The sequence below is a fragment of the Micromonospora sp. DT201 genome (assembly GCF_049841575.1).
Classification (GTDB): domain Bacteria; phylum Actinomycetota; class Actinomycetes; order Mycobacteriales; family Micromonosporaceae; genus Micromonospora.
Map to the genome: position 1 here is coordinate 83007 of NZ_JBNCKP010000004.1, position 17164 is coordinate 100170.

A 17164-nucleotide genomic window follows, 5' to 3' on the forward strand; every position below is an offset into this window, starting at 1 on the left:
CCGGTGGAGGTCATGGCGCAGGGCGAGCGGTTGGCCGCGGACCTGGGTCGCTGGCTGGTCGATCTGACCTTCGTCGACCTGGACACCGATGAGGTCACCGCACGGGTGATCGACTCGGTGGTGCGGTGGGCCGAGGCGCAGGGCTGGCGGGTCTACCGGCGCGCGCCCAGCGTGTTGCCGTTGCCGCCGCCGCTGGAGCAGCGGCACTCGGTTCTCGACGTGGCGTGCGCCCGCCCGGACGGCCCGCCGGTCGTGGTGGAGGTCGACCACACCGACCGCGCCCGTACGGTCCAGAAGTTGCGCGCGGAGGCGGACGCCGGCCGGATCCCGATCTGGGTGCGGTGGGGTGTCGGGCGTTTCACCGCCCCGGCACCGCCGGTGCGGATGGTGACCGTCGAGGTGACCCGGCGGGCCGGGCCGGCGGGGCGCGGACGGCTGCACAGCCGTGTCGGTGACCGACCCGCGCCGGCCCACTCCAGCGGCGGCGGCGCGGTGACCCCGCAGGCGCTGCCGATCCCGCTGACCGACCCGGTTACGGGCGGGGCCGACGACAGGTAAGGGCACCTGAAGCGAATCGTAAGCGGGTGCCGGCAGAGTTCTGGGTGTCACCGGAGAACACGACCGACAGCCAGGAGATTCCGATGCGCAAGCTCATCAACTCGACCTACATCACCCTCGACGGCGTCATCGAGAACCCCATGTGGACCATGTCGTACTTCGACGACGAGGCCATGAGCCTCGCCGGCGAGCAGACCACCGAGGCCGACGCGATGCTGATGGGCCGAGCCACCTACGACGGCATGTCCGTCGCCTGGTCGAGCAGGGACGAGAGCGACCCGGGCGCCGCGTACTTCAACAACGTCAAGAAGTACGTCGCCTCGACCACCCTGACCGACCCCACCTGGAACAACACGGAGGTGCTCCAGGGCGATCTGGTCGAGGCGGTCACCGCGCTCAAGGCCCAGGAGGGCAAGAACATCATCCAGTACGGCTTCGGCTCGGTCACCGCTCAGCTGATCAAGGCGGGCCTGGTGGATGAGGTCCGGTTCTGGATCCACCCCGTGCTGGAGGGCGGCCCCAGCCTCACCGCGCCGCTGACGGACGTCAAGGGGTCGTTCGACCTGGTCGACACCCGGGTGCACAAGAGCGGCGTGATCGTCGCCTCGTACGCGCCGAAGACGACGACCTGACCAGAGATCAGAGCTGAGCCCGGGCCTCGCTCGGGCTCAGCTTCGCGCCCTCGGCGACCAATGCATCGAAGCGCTCCGGCCCGAGTTCGGCCCGCAGCCGTTCGGTCACCCGGTCGGTGTCGTCGCGTTCGGCCGGCGCGGCCGGGGCCTGCGCGGCGAGCCGAACGGCAGCCGCGGCGCCCAGCAGCCGGGCGGCGACCTCGGGGGAGCGCACCGCAGACGCCATCCCCTCCAGGGGGCCGACCGTGTCCCGCATCGTCGCCATCGCCTCGGCGGTCTCGAACGCCTCGATGTGCAGGGCCAACGCGGCGTCCGGGTCGCCGCCCAACTCGACCGCGTAGCCAAGCTCGACCAGGATCATCGGCAGGTAGAGCGCGGGCTGGCTCTCGCCCCGGCCCAGCTCGGCGAGGCGGCTGAGGTGGGTGACAGCCAGGTCGAGTTTGCCGTCGCGGCGGGCGGCCAGCCCGAGGCTCATCTCCGCGAAGATCAGCGCACCGGGCGAGCCCTGCTCCACCGCCAGGCCGTACGCGCGTTCGGCCAGTTCCCGGCCCAGGGCATAGTCCCGGGTCTGCACCGCGAGCCAGGCCAGCCAGGACAGCTCGGCGCAGACCTGCGGCCACAGCGCCAGTTCCTCCGCCCAGCGCAGCCCCTCTCGGTGCAGCGCGGCGGCGCGCTCGTGCTCGCCGCGCATGTCGGCCAGGCCACCCACCCACTCGGTCGCCCGGAGCCGGCCCCACCGGTCGCCGATGTCGGCGAACAGCGCGGCGCTGCGTGTCGCGGTGCGCTCCAGGGTGGTCTGGTCACCGTTGGCGTGTGCGATGTGGGCCAGGGAGGTGAGCACCGCGGCCTCGGTCCACGGGTCGGCGGCGGTCGGCAGCAGCTCCGATGCCAGGGCCAGGTCGCTGTTCTCGATCACCGCGTTGGCTGCGAACCACGCCGCGTGGCCGTTCGGGTGGGCGGCCACCGCGGCGCGCACGTCGTCCGGTGCGATCGCCTGGCCCTGCGACAGAGCGAAGCCCACCCGCCAGGGGGCGGCGCGGGCCTCCTGCTCCGGGTCACCGGGCACGGCCAGGGCACGCCGTGCCTCGGTGAGCCGGCCACGCAGGAACCAGTACCAGCTCAGGGCGACCGCCAGACGCAGCCCGCCACCGTGCACCAGCGCCGACCGCAGGTTCGCCAGCTCGGCGTCCAGCAGCGTCAGCCACCGCTGCTGGTCGGCCCCACGCAGCCCGGGGTCAGCGCGCTCGGCCAGTTCGGTGTAGTAGACGGCATGCCGCGCGCGTACCTCGTCGGCGTCGGCCAGGCGCCCAAGGCAGAACGCGGCCACCGATTCGAGCAGCCGGTAACGGGGGGCCGGGCCGGAGTCGTCGAGCACCACCAGCGACCGGTCCACCAGCCGAGCGAGGGCGTCCAGGTCGGTTTGGCAGACGTGTTCGGCGGCCTCCGGGGTGCACCCGTCCGGGAACACCGCCAGTCGGGCGAGCACCACCTGGTCGGTCTCGTCCAGGAGGTCCCAGCTCCAGCCGATCACCGCGGTGAGCGTCCGCTGCCGGGGTGGCACGTCGCGCTGCGCGGTGGTGAGCAACCGGAACCGGTCGTCGAGCCGGTCCACCACCCCACGTACGCCCAGCGCGCGGACCCGGGTCGCGGCCAGTTCCAGGGCCAGCGGGAGACCGTCGAGGCGGCGGCAGAGCTGGGCGACCGCCGCTGCGGTCTGGTGGTCGACGCGGAAACCGCGCTGCTGCGCGGCGGCGCGGGCGACGAACAACCGGGCCGCCGCCGAGCGCCGGACCGCGTCCAGGTCACCGTCGTCCGGCACGGGCAGTGGGGGTACCTCCCAGAGCAGCTCACCGGTCAGCCCGAGTGGCTCCCTGCTGGTGGCCAGCACGCTCACCCCGGGCACGTCGCGCAGCAGTCGGGCGACCAGCTCGGCGACCGGCTCGATGACATGTTCGCAGTTGTCCAGCACGAGCAGCAGCTGCCGGTGCCGCAGAGTCGTGACCACCCGGTCGGCGGGGGACAGGTTCGTGCCGGCGGCCTCGTAGGCGCCCAGCGCGCTGAGCACCTGTTCGGCGACGCGTGCGTCGCCAGCCGGCAGCGGGGCCAGCTCAACCAGTTGGACCCCGTCCGGAAAGGACTGCGCGCGGGCCGTCTCGGTGGCCAGCCTGGTCTTGCCGACGCCACCCGGCCCGACCAGCGTGACCAGCCGCTGCCGGGTCACCAGAGCCTGTAGCTCGGCCAGCGCCTCTTCCCGCCCGACCAACTCGTCGAGCTGGGCCGGCAGGCTGTTGCGGATCATCGCAGCCTTCGGTGGCGCGCTCAGGCCCGCGTCCTGTTCGAGGATCCGGCGGTGCAGGGCGACCAGCTCCGGGCCGGGGTCGAGGCCCAACTCCTCGGCGAGCCGGTCGCGCAGTTCGGCGTAGCTGTCCAACGCCTCGGTCTGGCGGCCGGCCGCGTACAACGCGCGGAGCTGCACTGCCCGCAGGCCCTCGCGCAGCGGATGCCGGGCGACCAGCTCGACGAGGTCGGCGGCGACCAGGTCGTGTTCACCCCGGGCCAGCCGAGCCTCGGCCAGCCGCTCGTGCACGGCGAGGCGTTGCTCGGCGAGGCGGGTCGCCTCCGCGCGGACGAACTCGGCGTCGGCCACGTCGGCGTACGCCTCACCGCGCCACAACCCGAGCGCCTCGGTCAACCGGTCGACGTCGCTGCTGTGCGCCAGCTCGTCGAACCGGTCGGCGTCGATTGCGTCGACCCGCAGCAGGTAGCCGGGCGGTCGGGACTCGACCAGCTCGCGGGCACCGGGCTCGGCGTCGTTGAGCGCCTTGCGCAACTGGGACACCCGCACCTGGAGGGCGCCGGCCGGGTTGGCGGGGGCGTCGTCACCCCACAGATCGTCGACGAGGCGGTCCGCCGAGACCACCTGGTTGCGGTTGGTCAGCAGGTCGGCCAGCAGCGCGCGTACCTTCGTGCCGGGCACCACCACCGGCTCGCCGGCGTCCGTGCTCACGGCGAGCGGTCCGAGCACCCCGAACTGCACGGCGGTCATCCTAGCCGCGTGGAGGCGACCTGACGCCGACGGTGAGCACCGCGCCGCGGGGTTAGGAGCCGCTGGCACCGGCGTGCTGCGGGAGCACGGTCTGCGGCGGTCGGCGTTGCTGCGGCACCGGCACCCCGTTGCGGCGTGCGGTGTCGAGGTCGGTGACCAGGGCGTCGATCTGGCCGCGGGTCACGCCGGGCATGCAGATGGTGTGCGACCACGACCCGTCGGTGGCCAACAGCCACTTGCGGGTCACCGCCGCCGGTGGGGTGGCCAACACGACGGTGAAGGCGTGCGGATGGCGCCAGGCGGGCCAACCGATCGCGGCGAGCTGGTCGACGGCGTACGCGGCCAGATCCCGGGCGCGGGCGGTCCGGGCGCGGTGCCCGTCGCGGCCGTGCGCGGCGATGGCGCACCACAGCAGGGCTGCGGCCTGCCCGCACCGGGAGCCGCTGACGGTGGTGTCGAGGGTGGCGGTGTAGGCGACGTGCCGGCCCGGGCGGCGGATGCTGTCGCGCATCAGCACCACCCCGCACGGAATCGGGGTGCCGAAGAACTTGTGACCCGACACGGCGATGCTGTCCACGCCGCTGCCCGGGCCGAGGGTGAGGACCCCGTCGAGAGCGAGTGGGATGCCGGCGAGGGCGGCGTCGACGTGCACGTGGCGCCGGTCCACACCGGCCTCCCGCAGCACGGCGTCGACGCGGTCCGGGTCGTCCACGGCTTCGGTCATCGTTGTCCCGGCGGTGGCGACGACGACCGCCGGGCGGTGCCGGCGCCAGCCGACGAGCGCGGCGAGATGCTGATAGTCCATCTCGCCGCGCTCGTCGACGTCGACAATCTCGCTCGAGGCGCCGATGATATCGAGGATCTTCCCGATCGAGTAGTGCGCCGCCCGGGAGTAGTAGACGACCGCGTTGGGGTGGCGACGGTGCGCGGCGTGCAGCGCGGCGAGGTTACCTTCGGTGCCGCCAGCGGTGACGTAGCCCCACCGGTCATCGTCCGGAAGGGCGAACAGGTCCGCGCACCAGTCGACCACCGCCCGCTCCAACACCTTGGTGTGCGCGGTGCCGCCCGGATCGGACTGCGGGTCGCCGACGTTGTTGAACAGCCGTCCGAACAGTGGCAGGACCGGGGTGTAGTCGATGTCGACCGCCCCGGGGAAGCCGATGGCGGTGGGCTGCCCGTCGCTGGCGTGGTCGAGCAACGCCCGGACCACCGCGCCCACGTTGATGGTGCCAGAACGCAGGTCGACGGCAGCGGCGGTCACGACGGAGGGTTGATCGGGTGCGTTCACGCAGGCCGTCCGGCGAGCAGGTGCTCGGTGAGGATCCGGTGCAGCACGCCGAGCTGTGCCCACGTCGCGCGCAACCACTGGTCGCCCTGCTCGGTGAGATCGGCGTACGGGTCATACGGCCAGCGGCGGGTGGCGTCGAGGCGGCGGTTGCTGGTGACGCCGTCGTCTCCGAGGCGTCGGTGCGGGTCGCGGACCATGCGGAGCGCGGTGCCGTCGATCAGCCAGGCCAGCCCCTGCCCGGACAGATCGAACACCGATTTGGGGCGCGGTGTGCTCGCCGGTTGCTGGCGTACCGAGTTGGCCACGGTGTGCCACGGCCCCTCGTCACTGTCCAGCGTGGTCACGCCCACGCCCACGTAGGAGGCGTCCCGGGGCATGTCCAGATCCCCGCCGTTGACCATCGACCCCTCCGGTCCGCGGGGATCCCACCGCCGGCCCTGGGCGGTGGCACGGGTGACGTTGCCGGTGGCGGTGCGGGCCAGTTCGTGCAGCACCCGAGGCAGGTCGTCGGACTCCGGACCCGCCAGGAAGAGCCGGGTGGCAATCAACAGCCGGTAGCCGTGTGGCATGTGCTGGTCCGGGGTGGTGTAGAACAGCACCACCCCGTGCGGGCCGAGGGCGTTGCGCTTGCCGATGCGGTCGAACGCCTCATGGCAGTGCTTGGCGTTGACACCGCGCAGCCGGGACGCGACCTGTAGCCGCAGGTCCACCCAGACGCGATCCTGCGGGCCGTACTCGTCAGGCTCGGCCGCCGCGGATGGCGTCTGCGGCACAACCGGCGGCGCGAGGTGCGGCGGTGGCTCCTGCGACCGTGGCGGCGCGGGCTCGGCCCACCGCTGCGGCGGTACGGCCTGCGGACCGCGCTCGTATCCCGGCGGCCCGGTCCAGCGCCGGGCCGCGTCGAAGGGCGGATCGGGGTCGTAGCCGGGCTGCTCGGACCACCGAGGGGTCGGGCCGGGCGGCGGGCCGGGGTCGTAGCCCGGCTGCCTGGTCCAGTTCGCGCCGGCCGCGCCCGCCTGCGGGTCGCGGCGCGTCGGCGGCCCCTCGGCGGCGTATCCGGACGAAGGCTGCTCGGTCAGCGGACGACCGTGCTCGTCCACATTCATCTGGTGCCGTCCTGGCGGCGTCATCGGGTAAGTCATCGTCTGGCCCCGGCCCTAGAAGGTGACGCCGACGTCGTCGGGCACCGCATGAGTGTCTGGGCGTCCTTGACTGATGCCCTGGTACACGTCCGGCCGGGAGCGCCGCAGCAGACCTGCCCACAGACTCCCGCCGATCGCGGCAACCGCAATGATCAGAGGCAGTAGATAGGGCGACCGTGACCCCTCGGCGGCGCCCAGCAGCGACCCCACGTTGATCACCATCGCGCCGAGGACGACCGCGCCGAGGGTCACGCCGCACAGCGGTGCGATGACCGAACTGCCGATCCCGACCCCGGACAGTAGTCCGTTCCGCGCGCCGATCGCCGCTACCGAGGCGGCCAGCAGCAGACACAGCAGCCCGAGCGCGCCCAGCGTCGACAGCCAGGTGAACAGGGTGGCCACCGGATCGGCGTGTAGTGCCGCGAAGGCGACCAGCACCAACGCGGCGATCCCGGTCTGCAGCAGTGATCCGCCGATCGGGGCGCTGACCCGGGTGCCGTTGCCCGAGCGGGCCAGCGCCGCCGGCAGCACTCCCTCGCGGGCCATCGCGAACACGTAGCGGGCCACCACGTTGTGGAAGGCCAGCAGCGACGTGATCATCGCGAGGATCAGCATCATCTGCGCCAGCGGCGTCATGAACCCGCCGAGGCCCTGCTCCAGCACCGAGAACGGCAGGCCGCTGTTCGGGTCGGCGGCGACGGCGGCCACCTGGTCCGTGCCGACCGCGATGCCCATCGCCCACGCCGTCCCGGCGTACACGACGGTCAGGAACAGCACGCCGGCGAACACCGCCCGGGTCACGCCTGAGTTGTCGCGGCTCTCCTCGGCGAAGCTCGCGGGCGCGTCCACGCCCATCAGTGCTGCCAGGCACAACGCGAGCGCGCCACCGATGCCGCTGACCTCGAGCCCGGAGACGGCGAACCCCTCCCAGGACAGCGTGCCGCCCGCCGGGTCGGCCAGCGCCGACGCCACGAACAGCACGATGATCACCAGCGAGCCCGCCAGTACGGTCGCCAGCAGCACCGTGGACAACGCGACGGCGCGCACACCGAGCACGGCCACCAGGACCAGGCCGACGCCCGCCCACACCCACCAGCTTCCGCCGACGAGGTTGGCCATCGTGGCGCCGAGCAGCCCGTAGAGGCTGATCTGAATGCCGTTGTACGCCACCAAGGCGACCGCGCCGCCGGCCACGCCCCACCGCCGGCTCATTCCGCGGGTGAGGATGGCGTAGTAGGCCGCAGCGTGCGGCACCTGCCGCGACATCGCGGTGTATCCGACCAGCAGCAGCGCGACGACACCACCCACCAGCAGGAACACCAGCGGAACGGTGGTCACCTGCGTGCTGGCGTAGGTGGCCACGACGCCGCCGACGAGCACCACCATCGGCGCCGACGCTGCGGCTCCGAAGACGCCCATGCCCCACGCGCTGAGCGTCTTACGCGCCAGGGCCACCTGAACATGCATGCTCACCGCGAGCCTTCCTCGCTACGAGCCGCGACGTTCGGGCACGAGTACCCCCACCGCAACTCGCCTGCGGCGAACAGCGTGGTGGAATCTGACGATCCCCAAGTCCGGACATGCTTCCACCGTGCAAGCAAATCCTTCGATCTGAAGTGGACAGACGGGGCGGCCGGGCCGGTCAGGCTCAGCATGATGGGGTCCTCCGGAGGGGCAGGCGAAGCGCGAAGAGCGAGTGACTGATTGATCACCAGGGGTGCCGGGGTCACATTACTGGAGATCGTTATCGTCGGCTATCCGTAGTCGCCCGGGGCGCGCTGCGTGCCGGTAGCGCTCGGGGCCGACGCCAGTGGGGGCGACATCCGCGGTGCGGCGCCCGTGGCGTGTGGCCGTATCTACGGGTGGAAACGCCTGGCCGACGGCGGCACCGACAACTGCCTCGCACTTGTCAACTTCTGGCGCACCCTGTCCAACCTGTCGCTCAGGTCGCCGGCTGGTCCAACGCGGTGTGGAACCAGGTCTTCGCGGGCCTGTCGCGAGTGGCCCCGCGATCTTGCAGTTTCGGTCGCCGTTTCGCCTGAAGTGACCCCTACGTCGGGACAGGAAGTGCAAGATCGCGGCACCAGCCCCGGTGATCGAGTACCCCGGTCTACGCGTTCCGGACCGACTTCTTCATCAAGGCCGGCCTGGTGCTGCTCGCCCCCCTCCGGCTCGCCGACGGGCGGGTGCTCGCTTCCTTCCGCAACCTTGGTCGGAAATTTCATTGATCAGTCGAACTCTTGCGAGTCGCCTACCACTACTGCCACGATGGCCGTCAATGCCTTCCGTCCCGAAGGAGTGGTCGTCATGGCGGTCTCCCGCCGCAAGTTCGTCACGTCGGTGCTGGCGGGCTCTGCCCTCGCCGCCGCCACCACCACCGAACTGCTCGCCAGCCCCGCGCAGGCCGCCAGTCCCCCCGGGGACGTGGTCGGCAAGGTGACGGTCGGCTACCAGGGCTGGTTCAGTGCCCCCGGCGACTCCGCACCCATCGGCGGGTGGTGGCACTGGAGTCGGGACCGGTTCCAGCCCCCGTCGCCTTCCAACACCACGATCGTGTCCTGGCCGGACATGCGAGAGTACACGCGCAGCTATCCCACCGCGTACCCCAATCTCGGCAACGGCTCGCCGGCCACCCTCTTCTCCTCCTACGACCAGCAGACGGTGGACACCCACTTCCGGTGGATGCAGGAGTACGGCTGCGACACCGCAGCGCTGCAACGGTTCAACCCGACGGGCGACGAGGGGCCGACCCGCGACGCGATGACCCAGAAGGTCCGCTCCGCCGCCGAACGCTACAGCCGCAAGTTCTACATCATGTACGACGTCACCGACTGGCTGACCTTCCAAGCCGACATCAAGACCGACTGGACGACGAAGATGTCAGCACACACCGCGTCCAGCGCGTACGCCCGACAGAACGGCAAACCCGTCGTCTGCATCTGGGGGTTCGGCTTCAGCGAGCCCAGCCGCCCCTTCACCCCGGGGCCGTGCCTGGAGGTCATCAACTGGTTCAAGGCGCAGGGCTGCTACGTCATCGGTGGTGTGCCCACCTGGTGGCGCCAGGGCATCGAGGACTCCCGCCCCGGCTTCCTCGACGTCTACCACGCGTTTCACGCGATCTCGCCGTGGATGGTCTACCGGGCCAGGACCGTGGAGGAGCTCGACTCCTACTACAACAACGTCAACATCGGCGACATGGCCGACTGCGCGGCGCGCGGCATCGACTACCTGCCCTGCGTGATGCCCGGTGACCTCGCCGGTGGCCACCGCAAGCACGGCGACTTCTACTGGCGGCACATCTACAACATGGTCCGGCTCGGCTCGCAGGGCCTCTACGTGTCCATGTACGACGAGTACAACGAGGGCAACCAGATCGCCAAGACGTCCGAAACCCAGGCCACCACCCCGGCCGGCGCGAACATCCGGGCGCTGGACGAGGACGGAGTGGCCTGCTCCTCCGACTACTACCTGCGGATCACCGGCGACGGCGGCCGGATGCTCAGGGGGCAACTCGCGCTCACCCCGGTGCGTCCCACGCCACCGATGGTCGGGACCCCGCCCCCGACCGGTGGAAACCTGGCCGCCGGCCGGGGCACCTCGGCGAGCAGCCAGAACGGCGGGTTCGCCGCGTCGAACGCGGTGGACTCCGACGCCGGCAGCTACTGGGAGAGCGGCAACGGTGCCTTCCCGCACTGGTGGCAGGTCGACCTCGGTGCCGCCCACCAGGTCAACAAGCTCGTGCTGCGGCTGCCCGCCGGCTGGGGCGCGCGTACCCAGACCATCACCGTGCAGGGCAGCGTCGACGGCGGCTCCTTCGCCACCATCGCCGGGGCCTCCGCCTTCGCCTTCGATCCGGCGACCGGCAACACCGTCACCCGCACGCTGCCGACCACCACGACCCGCTACGTCCGTCTCAGCATCGGCGGCAACACCGGCTGGCCGGCCGCGCAACTCGCCCAGGTCGAGGTGTACGCCGCCAGCGGCACAGCGGACACTACCGCGCCCACCACGCCGACCGGCCTCACGGTGAGCGGCACGACGGCGACCAGCGTGTCGCTGGCCTGGACGGCATCGACCGACAACGTCGGGGTGACCGGTTACCAGGTGCGCCAGGGCAGCACCGTGGTCGCCACCGGCACGGGCACCACGGCGACCGTGAGTGGGCTCAGCCCGTCCACCGCGTACAGCTTCACGGTCACCGCGCGCGACGCCGCGGGCAACACCTCCGCCGCGTCCAACACGATCACCGTCACCACGGACGCCCCGGCCAACGCGGACCTCGCCCGGGGTCGACCCACGGCGGAGAGCAGCCACGTCCAGAGCTACGCGTCGGGCAACGTGGTCGACGGTGACCCGAACAGCTACTGGGAGAGCGCCAACAACGCGTTCCCGCAGTGGGTCCAGGTCGACCTGGGCACGTCGCGCACGGTCGGTCGGGTGGTGCTGAAGCTGCCCCCGGCCACCGCCTGGGCCAGCCGTACGCAGACCCTCACCGTGCAGGGCAGCGCCGACGGGGGCAGCTTCGGCACGTTGGTCTCCTCGGCGGGGCGCACCTTCGACCCGGCCACCGGTAACCAGCTGACCCTCACGTTCACCGCAGCGCAGACCCGCTACGTGCGGATCACCGTCACCGGAAACACCGGTTGGCCGGCCGGTCAACTGTCGACGCTGGAGGTCTACCAGAGCTGACCCGCGGGTGGGCGGCCACCGGGTCTGTCCTGGTGGCCGCCCACCCGGAGCGCAGAAAACTGAGCCGGGCCGGCCCGTCGGCAGTCACGCTTCTGCGTCGAGTTTCATCATGGTTTGACGGCGCGGGTCGCGAAGTAGCCGGGCAGCCAGCCCGCGGTGGCGTCCGAGTGGTGTGGTGCCTCCTCGAACCCGGTGATGACGAAGCCCGCGGCGAGCTGGCCGCCGAGCTGCTCGGCCATGCTGTGGCTGTACTCCAGCGGCGCGTCAGCGCCGAAGAGCCGCTCGCGTTCCTCGGCCGGTACGTGCGTGAGGTCGCTGTACGGCAGCTTGTGCCGGACCACCAGCTCGCCGCGCTGGTCCAGCGCCTCGTGGTCGAACAGGTAGACGTCCGGGTTGAGGAAGCCGCACAGCAGCACCCCGCCCGGTCGCAGCACCCGGAAGGACTCCCGCCACACCGGGGCGAGCTCGGGGATGAACAGGTTCGAGACCGGGTTGAAGACGAGGTCGAACGAGGAGTCGGCGAACGCGGACAGGTCGCGCATGTCGCCGAGCATCGTCCGCAGCGGCAGGTTGTCCCGCTGGGCGACCAGCTCGTCCTGCTCGAGCTGGCGCGGCGAGTTGTCCAGCACGGTGACCCGGGCACCGGCCGCGGCGAGCGTCGGCCCCTGCTGACCGCCGCCGGAGGCCAGGCACAGCACGTCCGCGCCGGCCAGGTCGGCGGGTAGCCAGGAGCGGTCCACGGGTTGGTAACCGATGAGCACGACCGACCAGTCACCGGCCCGCGCCCTGGCTACCGTCTCCGCGGATATCGGCCGCGACCACTCGTTGCCCTGGTCGACCTGCCGGTCCCAGGCCATGCGGTTGTGCGCCACTGGATCAACACTCATCCGCCCACGCTATCCCGTGCCTGTCGCCTGCTTCATCCTGCGCAGGTCGTCGGCCGGGTGGATGGTGCGGACCGGGTCGGGCACCGGCCCGCGCCGCCGCCACTCCCGCGGATAGCCGAGCGAGACCTCCTCGAAACGCACCCCGTCGTAGAACGTCGTCCCGGGATGTGCAGGTGCCCGTAGACCATGGTCGCCGCCCCGAACCGCAGGTGCCAGGCTCGGGTGCGGACCGTGCCGCACCACTGGGCGAACTGCGGGTACCACAGCACGTCGGTGGGCTTCCGCACCAGCGGGTAGTGGTTGACCAGCACCGTCGGCAGCGCCGGGTCGCGTTCGGCCAGCCGGCGTTCGGTCTCGGTGACCCGGGCCGCGCACCACGCCTCCCGGCTCGGGTACGGATCGGGGTGCAGCATCCGCTCGTCCGCGCACACCACACCGGCCTCGTACGCGAGGTCCAGCGACTCCTGTTTGGTGCTCGCCTCGGGCACCGGGAACGTGTAGTCGTAGAGCACGAAGAGCGGGCGATCGTCGCGGGGCCGCCGTCGCCGTCCCACACCGGGTACGGATCTTCCGGAGTGACGACTCCCAGCCGCCGGCACAGTCCGACCAACTCGCGGTAGCGCGCCTCGCCACGCAACATCCACGCCCCCGAGGTTAGGCCGGCACGACTGCGTGGCGACACCCCTGCTCCTGCTCGTTTCGGTGGATTTGACGGCCGGCATATCCGGCTAGCCGGCGGGAAAGCGCTGGCGTCCGACAGCCCGAAACCGGAGCAGGAGACAAACATGCCTTTCATCACCGTGGGAACGGAAAACTCCGCGCCCATCGACCTGTACTACGAGGATCACGGTTCCGGTAAGCCGGTGGTGCTGATCCACGGGTTCCCGTTCAACGGCGCGACCTGGGAGAAGGAGACCACCGCGCTGCTCAACGCCGGATACCGGACGATCACCTACGATCGGCGCGGTTACGGCAACTCGGCCCAACCGACGTTCGGGTACGACTACAACACGTTCGCCGCGGACCTGGACGTTTTGATGACCGAGCTGAACCTGAGCGACGTGACCCTGGTGGGGCACTCGATGGGCACCGGCGAGGTGATCCGTTACCTGGGCAACTACGGCTCCCAGCGGGTGAGCCGGGCCGTGCTGCTCAGCCCGCTGCAACCGATGCTGGCCAAGGCCAAGGACAATCCGGAGGGCGTCGAGCGAAGCCTCTTCAAGGGTTTCCAGGACGCCATCATCAAGGACCGGTTCGCCTATCTGACGTCGTTCTGCGACGCGTTCTTCAACCCGGATCAGAACATGGGCAAGCGGGTCAGCGAGGAGGCGTACCGGGCGCACTGGCAGATCGGTGCGATGGCCTCCGCCAAGGGCACCCACGACAGCGTGGATTCCTGGCAGGAGGACTTCCGGCCCGACCTGAAGAAGATCGATATACCGGTGTTGATCGTGCAGGGTGACCAGGACCGGGTGCTGCCCTATCCGGTGACCGGTCAGCGGCTCGGCCCGATGATGCCGACCGGCCAGCTCATCACGCTCAAGGGCGCGCCGCACGGCATTCCGTGGACACACGCCGACGACATCAACAAGGCGATCATGGACTTCATGAAGCAGCCGGCCAAGGCTCGCGCCTGATCCGTACCGGTAGCCGTTCGGACGCCAGCGCCGCGAGGACGCTGCGACACCCGGCCCTTCCTGGGTCGGGTGTCGTCGGCTGTCAGGGCCGGCGGGCCACCACCGCGCCGTTGGCCCCGGGAGCGTCGAACGGCACCGTACGCACGTCGACGAAGCCGGCGTCGGTGAGCCAGGCGGCATATTCGGCGCCCGAGTAGTTTCGGCCGCCCTCGGTCTCGACAAGCATGTTCATGCCCATCAGCGCCGCCTCGGGCGGCCCGGTGCGCTCGTCGTTGAGCAGCAGTTCACAGACGACGATCGTCCCGCCGGGCGGCAGCGCCGCGTGGCACCGGGCCAGCAGCGCCCGGTTCGTCGGCTCGTCCCAGTCGTGCAGGATCATGCTGAGCAGGATGACGTCGTGCCCGCCAGGCAGCGCCGGGTCGGCGAGGAAGTCGCCGGCGAACGTGTCGATCCGCCCGGTCAGGCCCGCCTCCGCAATCCGCTCCCGCGCCCGTACGCAGACGTGCGGCAGGTCCAGGACGGTCGCCCGCAGCTCGGGCAGGCGTCGGCAGAACTCGATCGGGAACGCACCGGCCCCGCCGCCCACGTCGAGCAGGCGGTTGTGCCCCGAGAAGTCGTACGCGTCGGCCAGCGCGGTGGCGGTGAAGCTGGATGTGGAGAACATGGCATCCCAGAACTGGGCCAGCATCTCCGGGTCGGTCGTGTCGAACATCGACTGTTGGGCCTCCGGGTCCCAGGTCAACGGCCGATCCGTGCGCAGGGCCTCGCCGATGCGGTGCCAGGGCAGGTAGGTGCGCAGGTCCGAGTAGCGCACCTGGGCGCCGAAGTAATACGGGCGGCCCTCGACCAGGAACTGCTCGGCCAACTCGGAGTTGCGGTAGCCGTCGCCGGCCTTCTCCAACAGACCGAGCGAGGCACTGGCGGCCAGCAACAGGTCTGCGGGCCGGTCGGGCAGCCCGAACTCGGCGGCGGCCTGGTCGACGGTCATCGTCCGCCCACCGGCCAACCGGGTGAACAGGCCGAGCTCGACGCCGACCGCGAGGGTCTTGAACCCCCACACACCGGCCACCAGACGCATGAGGGGAGTCGGAGTGTTCATCGCGACATGAGACCACAGAATGCGTCCCTCCACTATGGGCCTCGCTCGCCGTCAGGCTCGGATCAACGTCACCAGCCCGGCTGCGACCAGCACGCCAGCCCACAGGCGATCGACGTTGAACCACGCCCGACGCAGCACCCCGACCCCGAGCACCTGATAGACCAGCATCGCGATGACCAGGGCCGTGGCGAGCATGGCCACGGTGTGCACCCCTGCCGCGGCGAGCCCGGGCAGGGCACCCACCGGCGCGGCGGTCAGGTGCCCGGGGTGACCCCCGGGCACCGGCTCGGCGACCAGCACCGGCAGCAGCATCAACCCCGCGCCGTGCGCCGACGACATGAGGAACGACCAGCCCGCGAGTTGCGCCCCGGACATCCGCATCCCCGCCCAGCGGAAGTGCCGCTCGGAGAGCAGCCGCCACAGCCCGAAGGCGACCAGCAGCACCCCGCCGATCACCGCCAGGGCGGTACTCGCCGTCACCGACCGGGTCGCGGTCACCAGCGCGGCGACGATCCCCACCGAGGCGAGATGTCCCGCCGCGATCGGCAGCAGCGAACGCAGCAGGACCGCCCGACTGCGCTCCTGCAGGCCGCGGGCCACCGCGAACAGCCAGCCCATCGCCGGGTTCAGGCCGTGGAACGCGCCGAGCGCCGCGAGCGTCACCCAGGTGGTGACGGTCACGGAAAGCAGTACGAGTCGGAGGACGCGTCCCCGCCCTGCAACCGGGTCTGGTGCACCCGCAGCCCTCGGAACTCGTCCCCGTGTGGGAAGAACCTCTCATCGGGGGTGAGCCCTCCGGCGTCGACGTCGACGTCGAGCTTGGCCAGCCAGGCACCCACCCCGTCGGGGTAGAACTGGTCGTCCCACGCCCCGTAGAGGGAGTTGCTGACGTAGACCCGTTTGCCGTCCCGGCTGACCTCCACCATCTGCGGGCCGCCGGCCAACGCCTCGTCGGGCGCAGACGGATGTGCCGTACGACGGACGATCCCGCCAAGGTGCACCGAGCCCGTCTGCACGGGGTGCAGCGGGTCGCTGACGTCGTACTGGCGTAGCTCCCCGGTGCCCCAGCAGGAGACGTAGAGGAACCTGTCGTCGACCGACAGGTCGATGTCGGTCACCAGCGGCGGCACCGCTCCGAACGGCTTGAGCAGGTCGGGCAGATCTGCCGGGTCCGCCGGCTCGGCGGGGATGTCGATCACCTTCGTGACCGCCCAGACATCGCCGTCGCGGTGCCACAGCCAGATCGAGGCGGACAGGTCCTCGACGCTGATCACCACCCCCACGAACCCGTACGACTTCGTCGGATCGTGCGCCGGGCGTAGCTCCAGCGGCATCTGGTACTGGTCACCAAGATCGACCCGCTGCACGTGTCGACGCTTCGCGAGGTCCCAGAAGTGGATCGCGTGTCCGTAGCGCCGACCCAACAGCAGCTCACCGACGATGCCGTCCTCGATCATCGACGGGGTGCCCCACTCGCTTGTCACCAGCACGTCCTGGGTGAGGTGCCACCACACGTCGTACGCCAGGAACTGCGGGCCCCGGTCGGCCTCCCACGCTCCGCGTACCTCGAACGTGGTGTGGTCGAGGATGGCGATGCCACCCGGCCCTTCCTCGCCGCCCGCGCCGCCGAGGGCGGAGAGGTAGATGCCGTCCGGACCACAGTGCACGGTGTGTGGGCGCGAGTAGCCGGCCCGTTTCGCCAGCTCCTCCGGCCCGATCACCTTGATGACCTGTGGCTGGCGCGGGTCGGGTTGGGTGTCGATGACGTGGATCCGCGACGACCGCAGACCGGGAACGATCAGGTAGCGCCGCTCGACGTGTGGGTGCGGCGCGGTCGGGCAGAGTGCGCTGCTGCACGCGTTCCAGCCGAAGTGGTGCAACTCGTCACCAAGGTGCGGCAGGTCGGTCCAGCCGACGACCCGGCCGTAGTCGCGGGAGCCGGGGTCGGTGTCCAGCACCACGATGGCGTCCGGGCGGCTGGCTGTCCGGTCGAACGCCGCCACGTAGGCGAGCTTTTCCGCCGGCGCGGTCACCGCCTCCCGGGGGGAGGGGTAGAAGGTGGGGTCGGGGGTCCAGCGGGTCATCGCGTCTCTCCGCTCGTCAGGTGGTGGGAACGTGACGGGTGCCGGCGCCGTGGGCGGTAGCCTACTAACCCGGTAGGTTTTATGGGTAGGCTGTCGGTGGGA

Annotated in this window: 12 protein-coding genes and 1 pseudogene; 4 read left to right on the plus strand and 9 right to left on the minus strand. The window is 71.0% G+C overall.

The window, feature by feature from the left end:
- Window positions 1-3 precede the first annotated feature (3 nt).
- Window positions 4-558, plus strand: coding sequence for a hypothetical protein (locus tag ACLQ28_RS09835; protein WP_425685909.1), 555 nt, complete (start codon window positions 4-6; stop codon window positions 556-558).
- Window positions 559-584: 26 nt separating this feature from the next.
- Complete coding sequence (locus ACLQ28_RS09840) at window positions 585-1190, plus strand: dihydrofolate reductase family protein (protein ID WP_425685910.1); 606 nt, start codon at window positions 585-587, stop codon at window positions 1188-1190.
- 7 nt (window positions 1191-1197) lie between these two features.
- On the opposite strand, the gene ACLQ28_RS09845 is transcribed toward ACLQ28_RS09840, so the two are convergent.
- Genes ACLQ28_RS09845 through ACLQ28_RS09860 form a run of 4 tightly spaced genes read right to left on the minus strand, consistent with a single transcriptional unit; the run spans window position 1198 to window position 8133 of the window.
- Window positions 1198-4236, minus strand: a complete 3039-nt coding sequence (locus ACLQ28_RS09845; protein ID WP_425685911.1) for a BTAD domain-containing putative transcriptional regulator — start codon at window positions 4234-4236, stop codon at window positions 1198-1200.
- Window positions 4237-4288: 52 nt separating this feature from the next.
- Window positions 4289-5497: a histidine decarboxylase gene (locus ACLQ28_RS09850; RefSeq protein WP_425685912.1), complete on the minus strand. Its 1209-nt coding sequence runs from the start codon at window positions 5495-5497 to the stop codon at window positions 4289-4291.
- Window positions 5498-5520: 23 nt separating this feature from the next.
- A complete protein-coding gene (locus ACLQ28_RS09855) occupies window positions 5521-6630 on the minus strand; it encodes a hypothetical protein (RefSeq protein ID WP_425685913.1) in 1110 nt (369 codons plus the stop codon).
- A gap of 51 nt (window positions 6631-6681) precedes the next feature.
- On the minus strand, window positions 6682-8133 hold the full coding sequence (locus tag ACLQ28_RS09860; protein ID WP_425686248.1) for an APC family permease: 1452 nt from the start codon (window positions 8131-8133) through the stop codon (window positions 6682-6684).
- A gap of 840 nt (window positions 8134-8973) precedes the next feature.
- Here ACLQ28_RS09860 and ACLQ28_RS09865 point away from each other — a divergent pair.
- Window positions 8974-11355 (plus strand): discoidin domain-containing protein, encoded by a 2382-nt coding sequence (locus tag ACLQ28_RS09865; RefSeq protein WP_425685914.1) that lies wholly within the window; start codon window positions 8974-8976, stop codon window positions 11353-11355.
- 107 nt (window positions 11356-11462) lie between these two features.
- On the opposite strand, the gene ACLQ28_RS09870 is transcribed toward ACLQ28_RS09865, so the two are convergent.
- Window positions 11463-12242 carry a class I SAM-dependent methyltransferase gene (locus tag ACLQ28_RS09870; RefSeq protein ID WP_425685915.1) on the minus strand — a complete coding sequence of 260 codons (780 nt, stop codon included), beginning with the start codon at window positions 12240-12242 and terminating at the stop codon, window positions 11463-11465.
- Between the two features lie 9 nt (window positions 12243-12251).
- Window positions 12252-12879, minus strand: a pseudogene (locus tag ACLQ28_RS09875) (metallophosphoesterase); the annotation flags it as partial.
- A 148-nt stretch (window positions 12880-13027) separates the two neighbouring features.
- Between ACLQ28_RS09875 and ACLQ28_RS09880 the strand changes: the two are divergent.
- A complete protein-coding gene (locus tag ACLQ28_RS09880) occupies window positions 13028-13879 on the plus strand; it encodes an alpha/beta fold hydrolase (protein WP_425685916.1) in 852 nt (283 codons plus the stop codon).
- Window positions 13880-13961: 82 nt separating this feature from the next.
- On the opposite strand, the gene ACLQ28_RS09885 is transcribed toward ACLQ28_RS09880, so the two are convergent.
- Genes ACLQ28_RS09885 through ACLQ28_RS09895 form a run of 3 tightly spaced genes read right to left on the minus strand, consistent with a single transcriptional unit; the run spans window position 13962 to window position 17062 of the window.
- On the minus strand, window positions 13962-14978 hold the full coding sequence (locus ACLQ28_RS09885) for a methyltransferase (protein ID WP_425685917.1): 1017 nt from the start codon (window positions 14976-14978) through the stop codon (window positions 13962-13964).
- 51 nt (window positions 14979-15029) lie between these two features.
- On the minus strand, window positions 15030-15659 hold the full coding sequence (locus ACLQ28_RS09890; RefSeq protein ID WP_425685918.1) for a hypothetical protein: 630 nt from the start codon (window positions 15657-15659) through the stop codon (window positions 15030-15032).
- Entirely contained in the window at window positions 15656-17062 is a 1407-nt protein-coding gene (locus ACLQ28_RS09895; RefSeq protein ID WP_425685919.1) for a selenium-binding protein SBP56-related protein, read from the minus strand. The genes ACLQ28_RS09890 and ACLQ28_RS09895 overlap by 4 nt, the downstream gene beginning before the upstream one ends.
- Window positions 17063-17164: the final 102 nt, after the last annotated feature.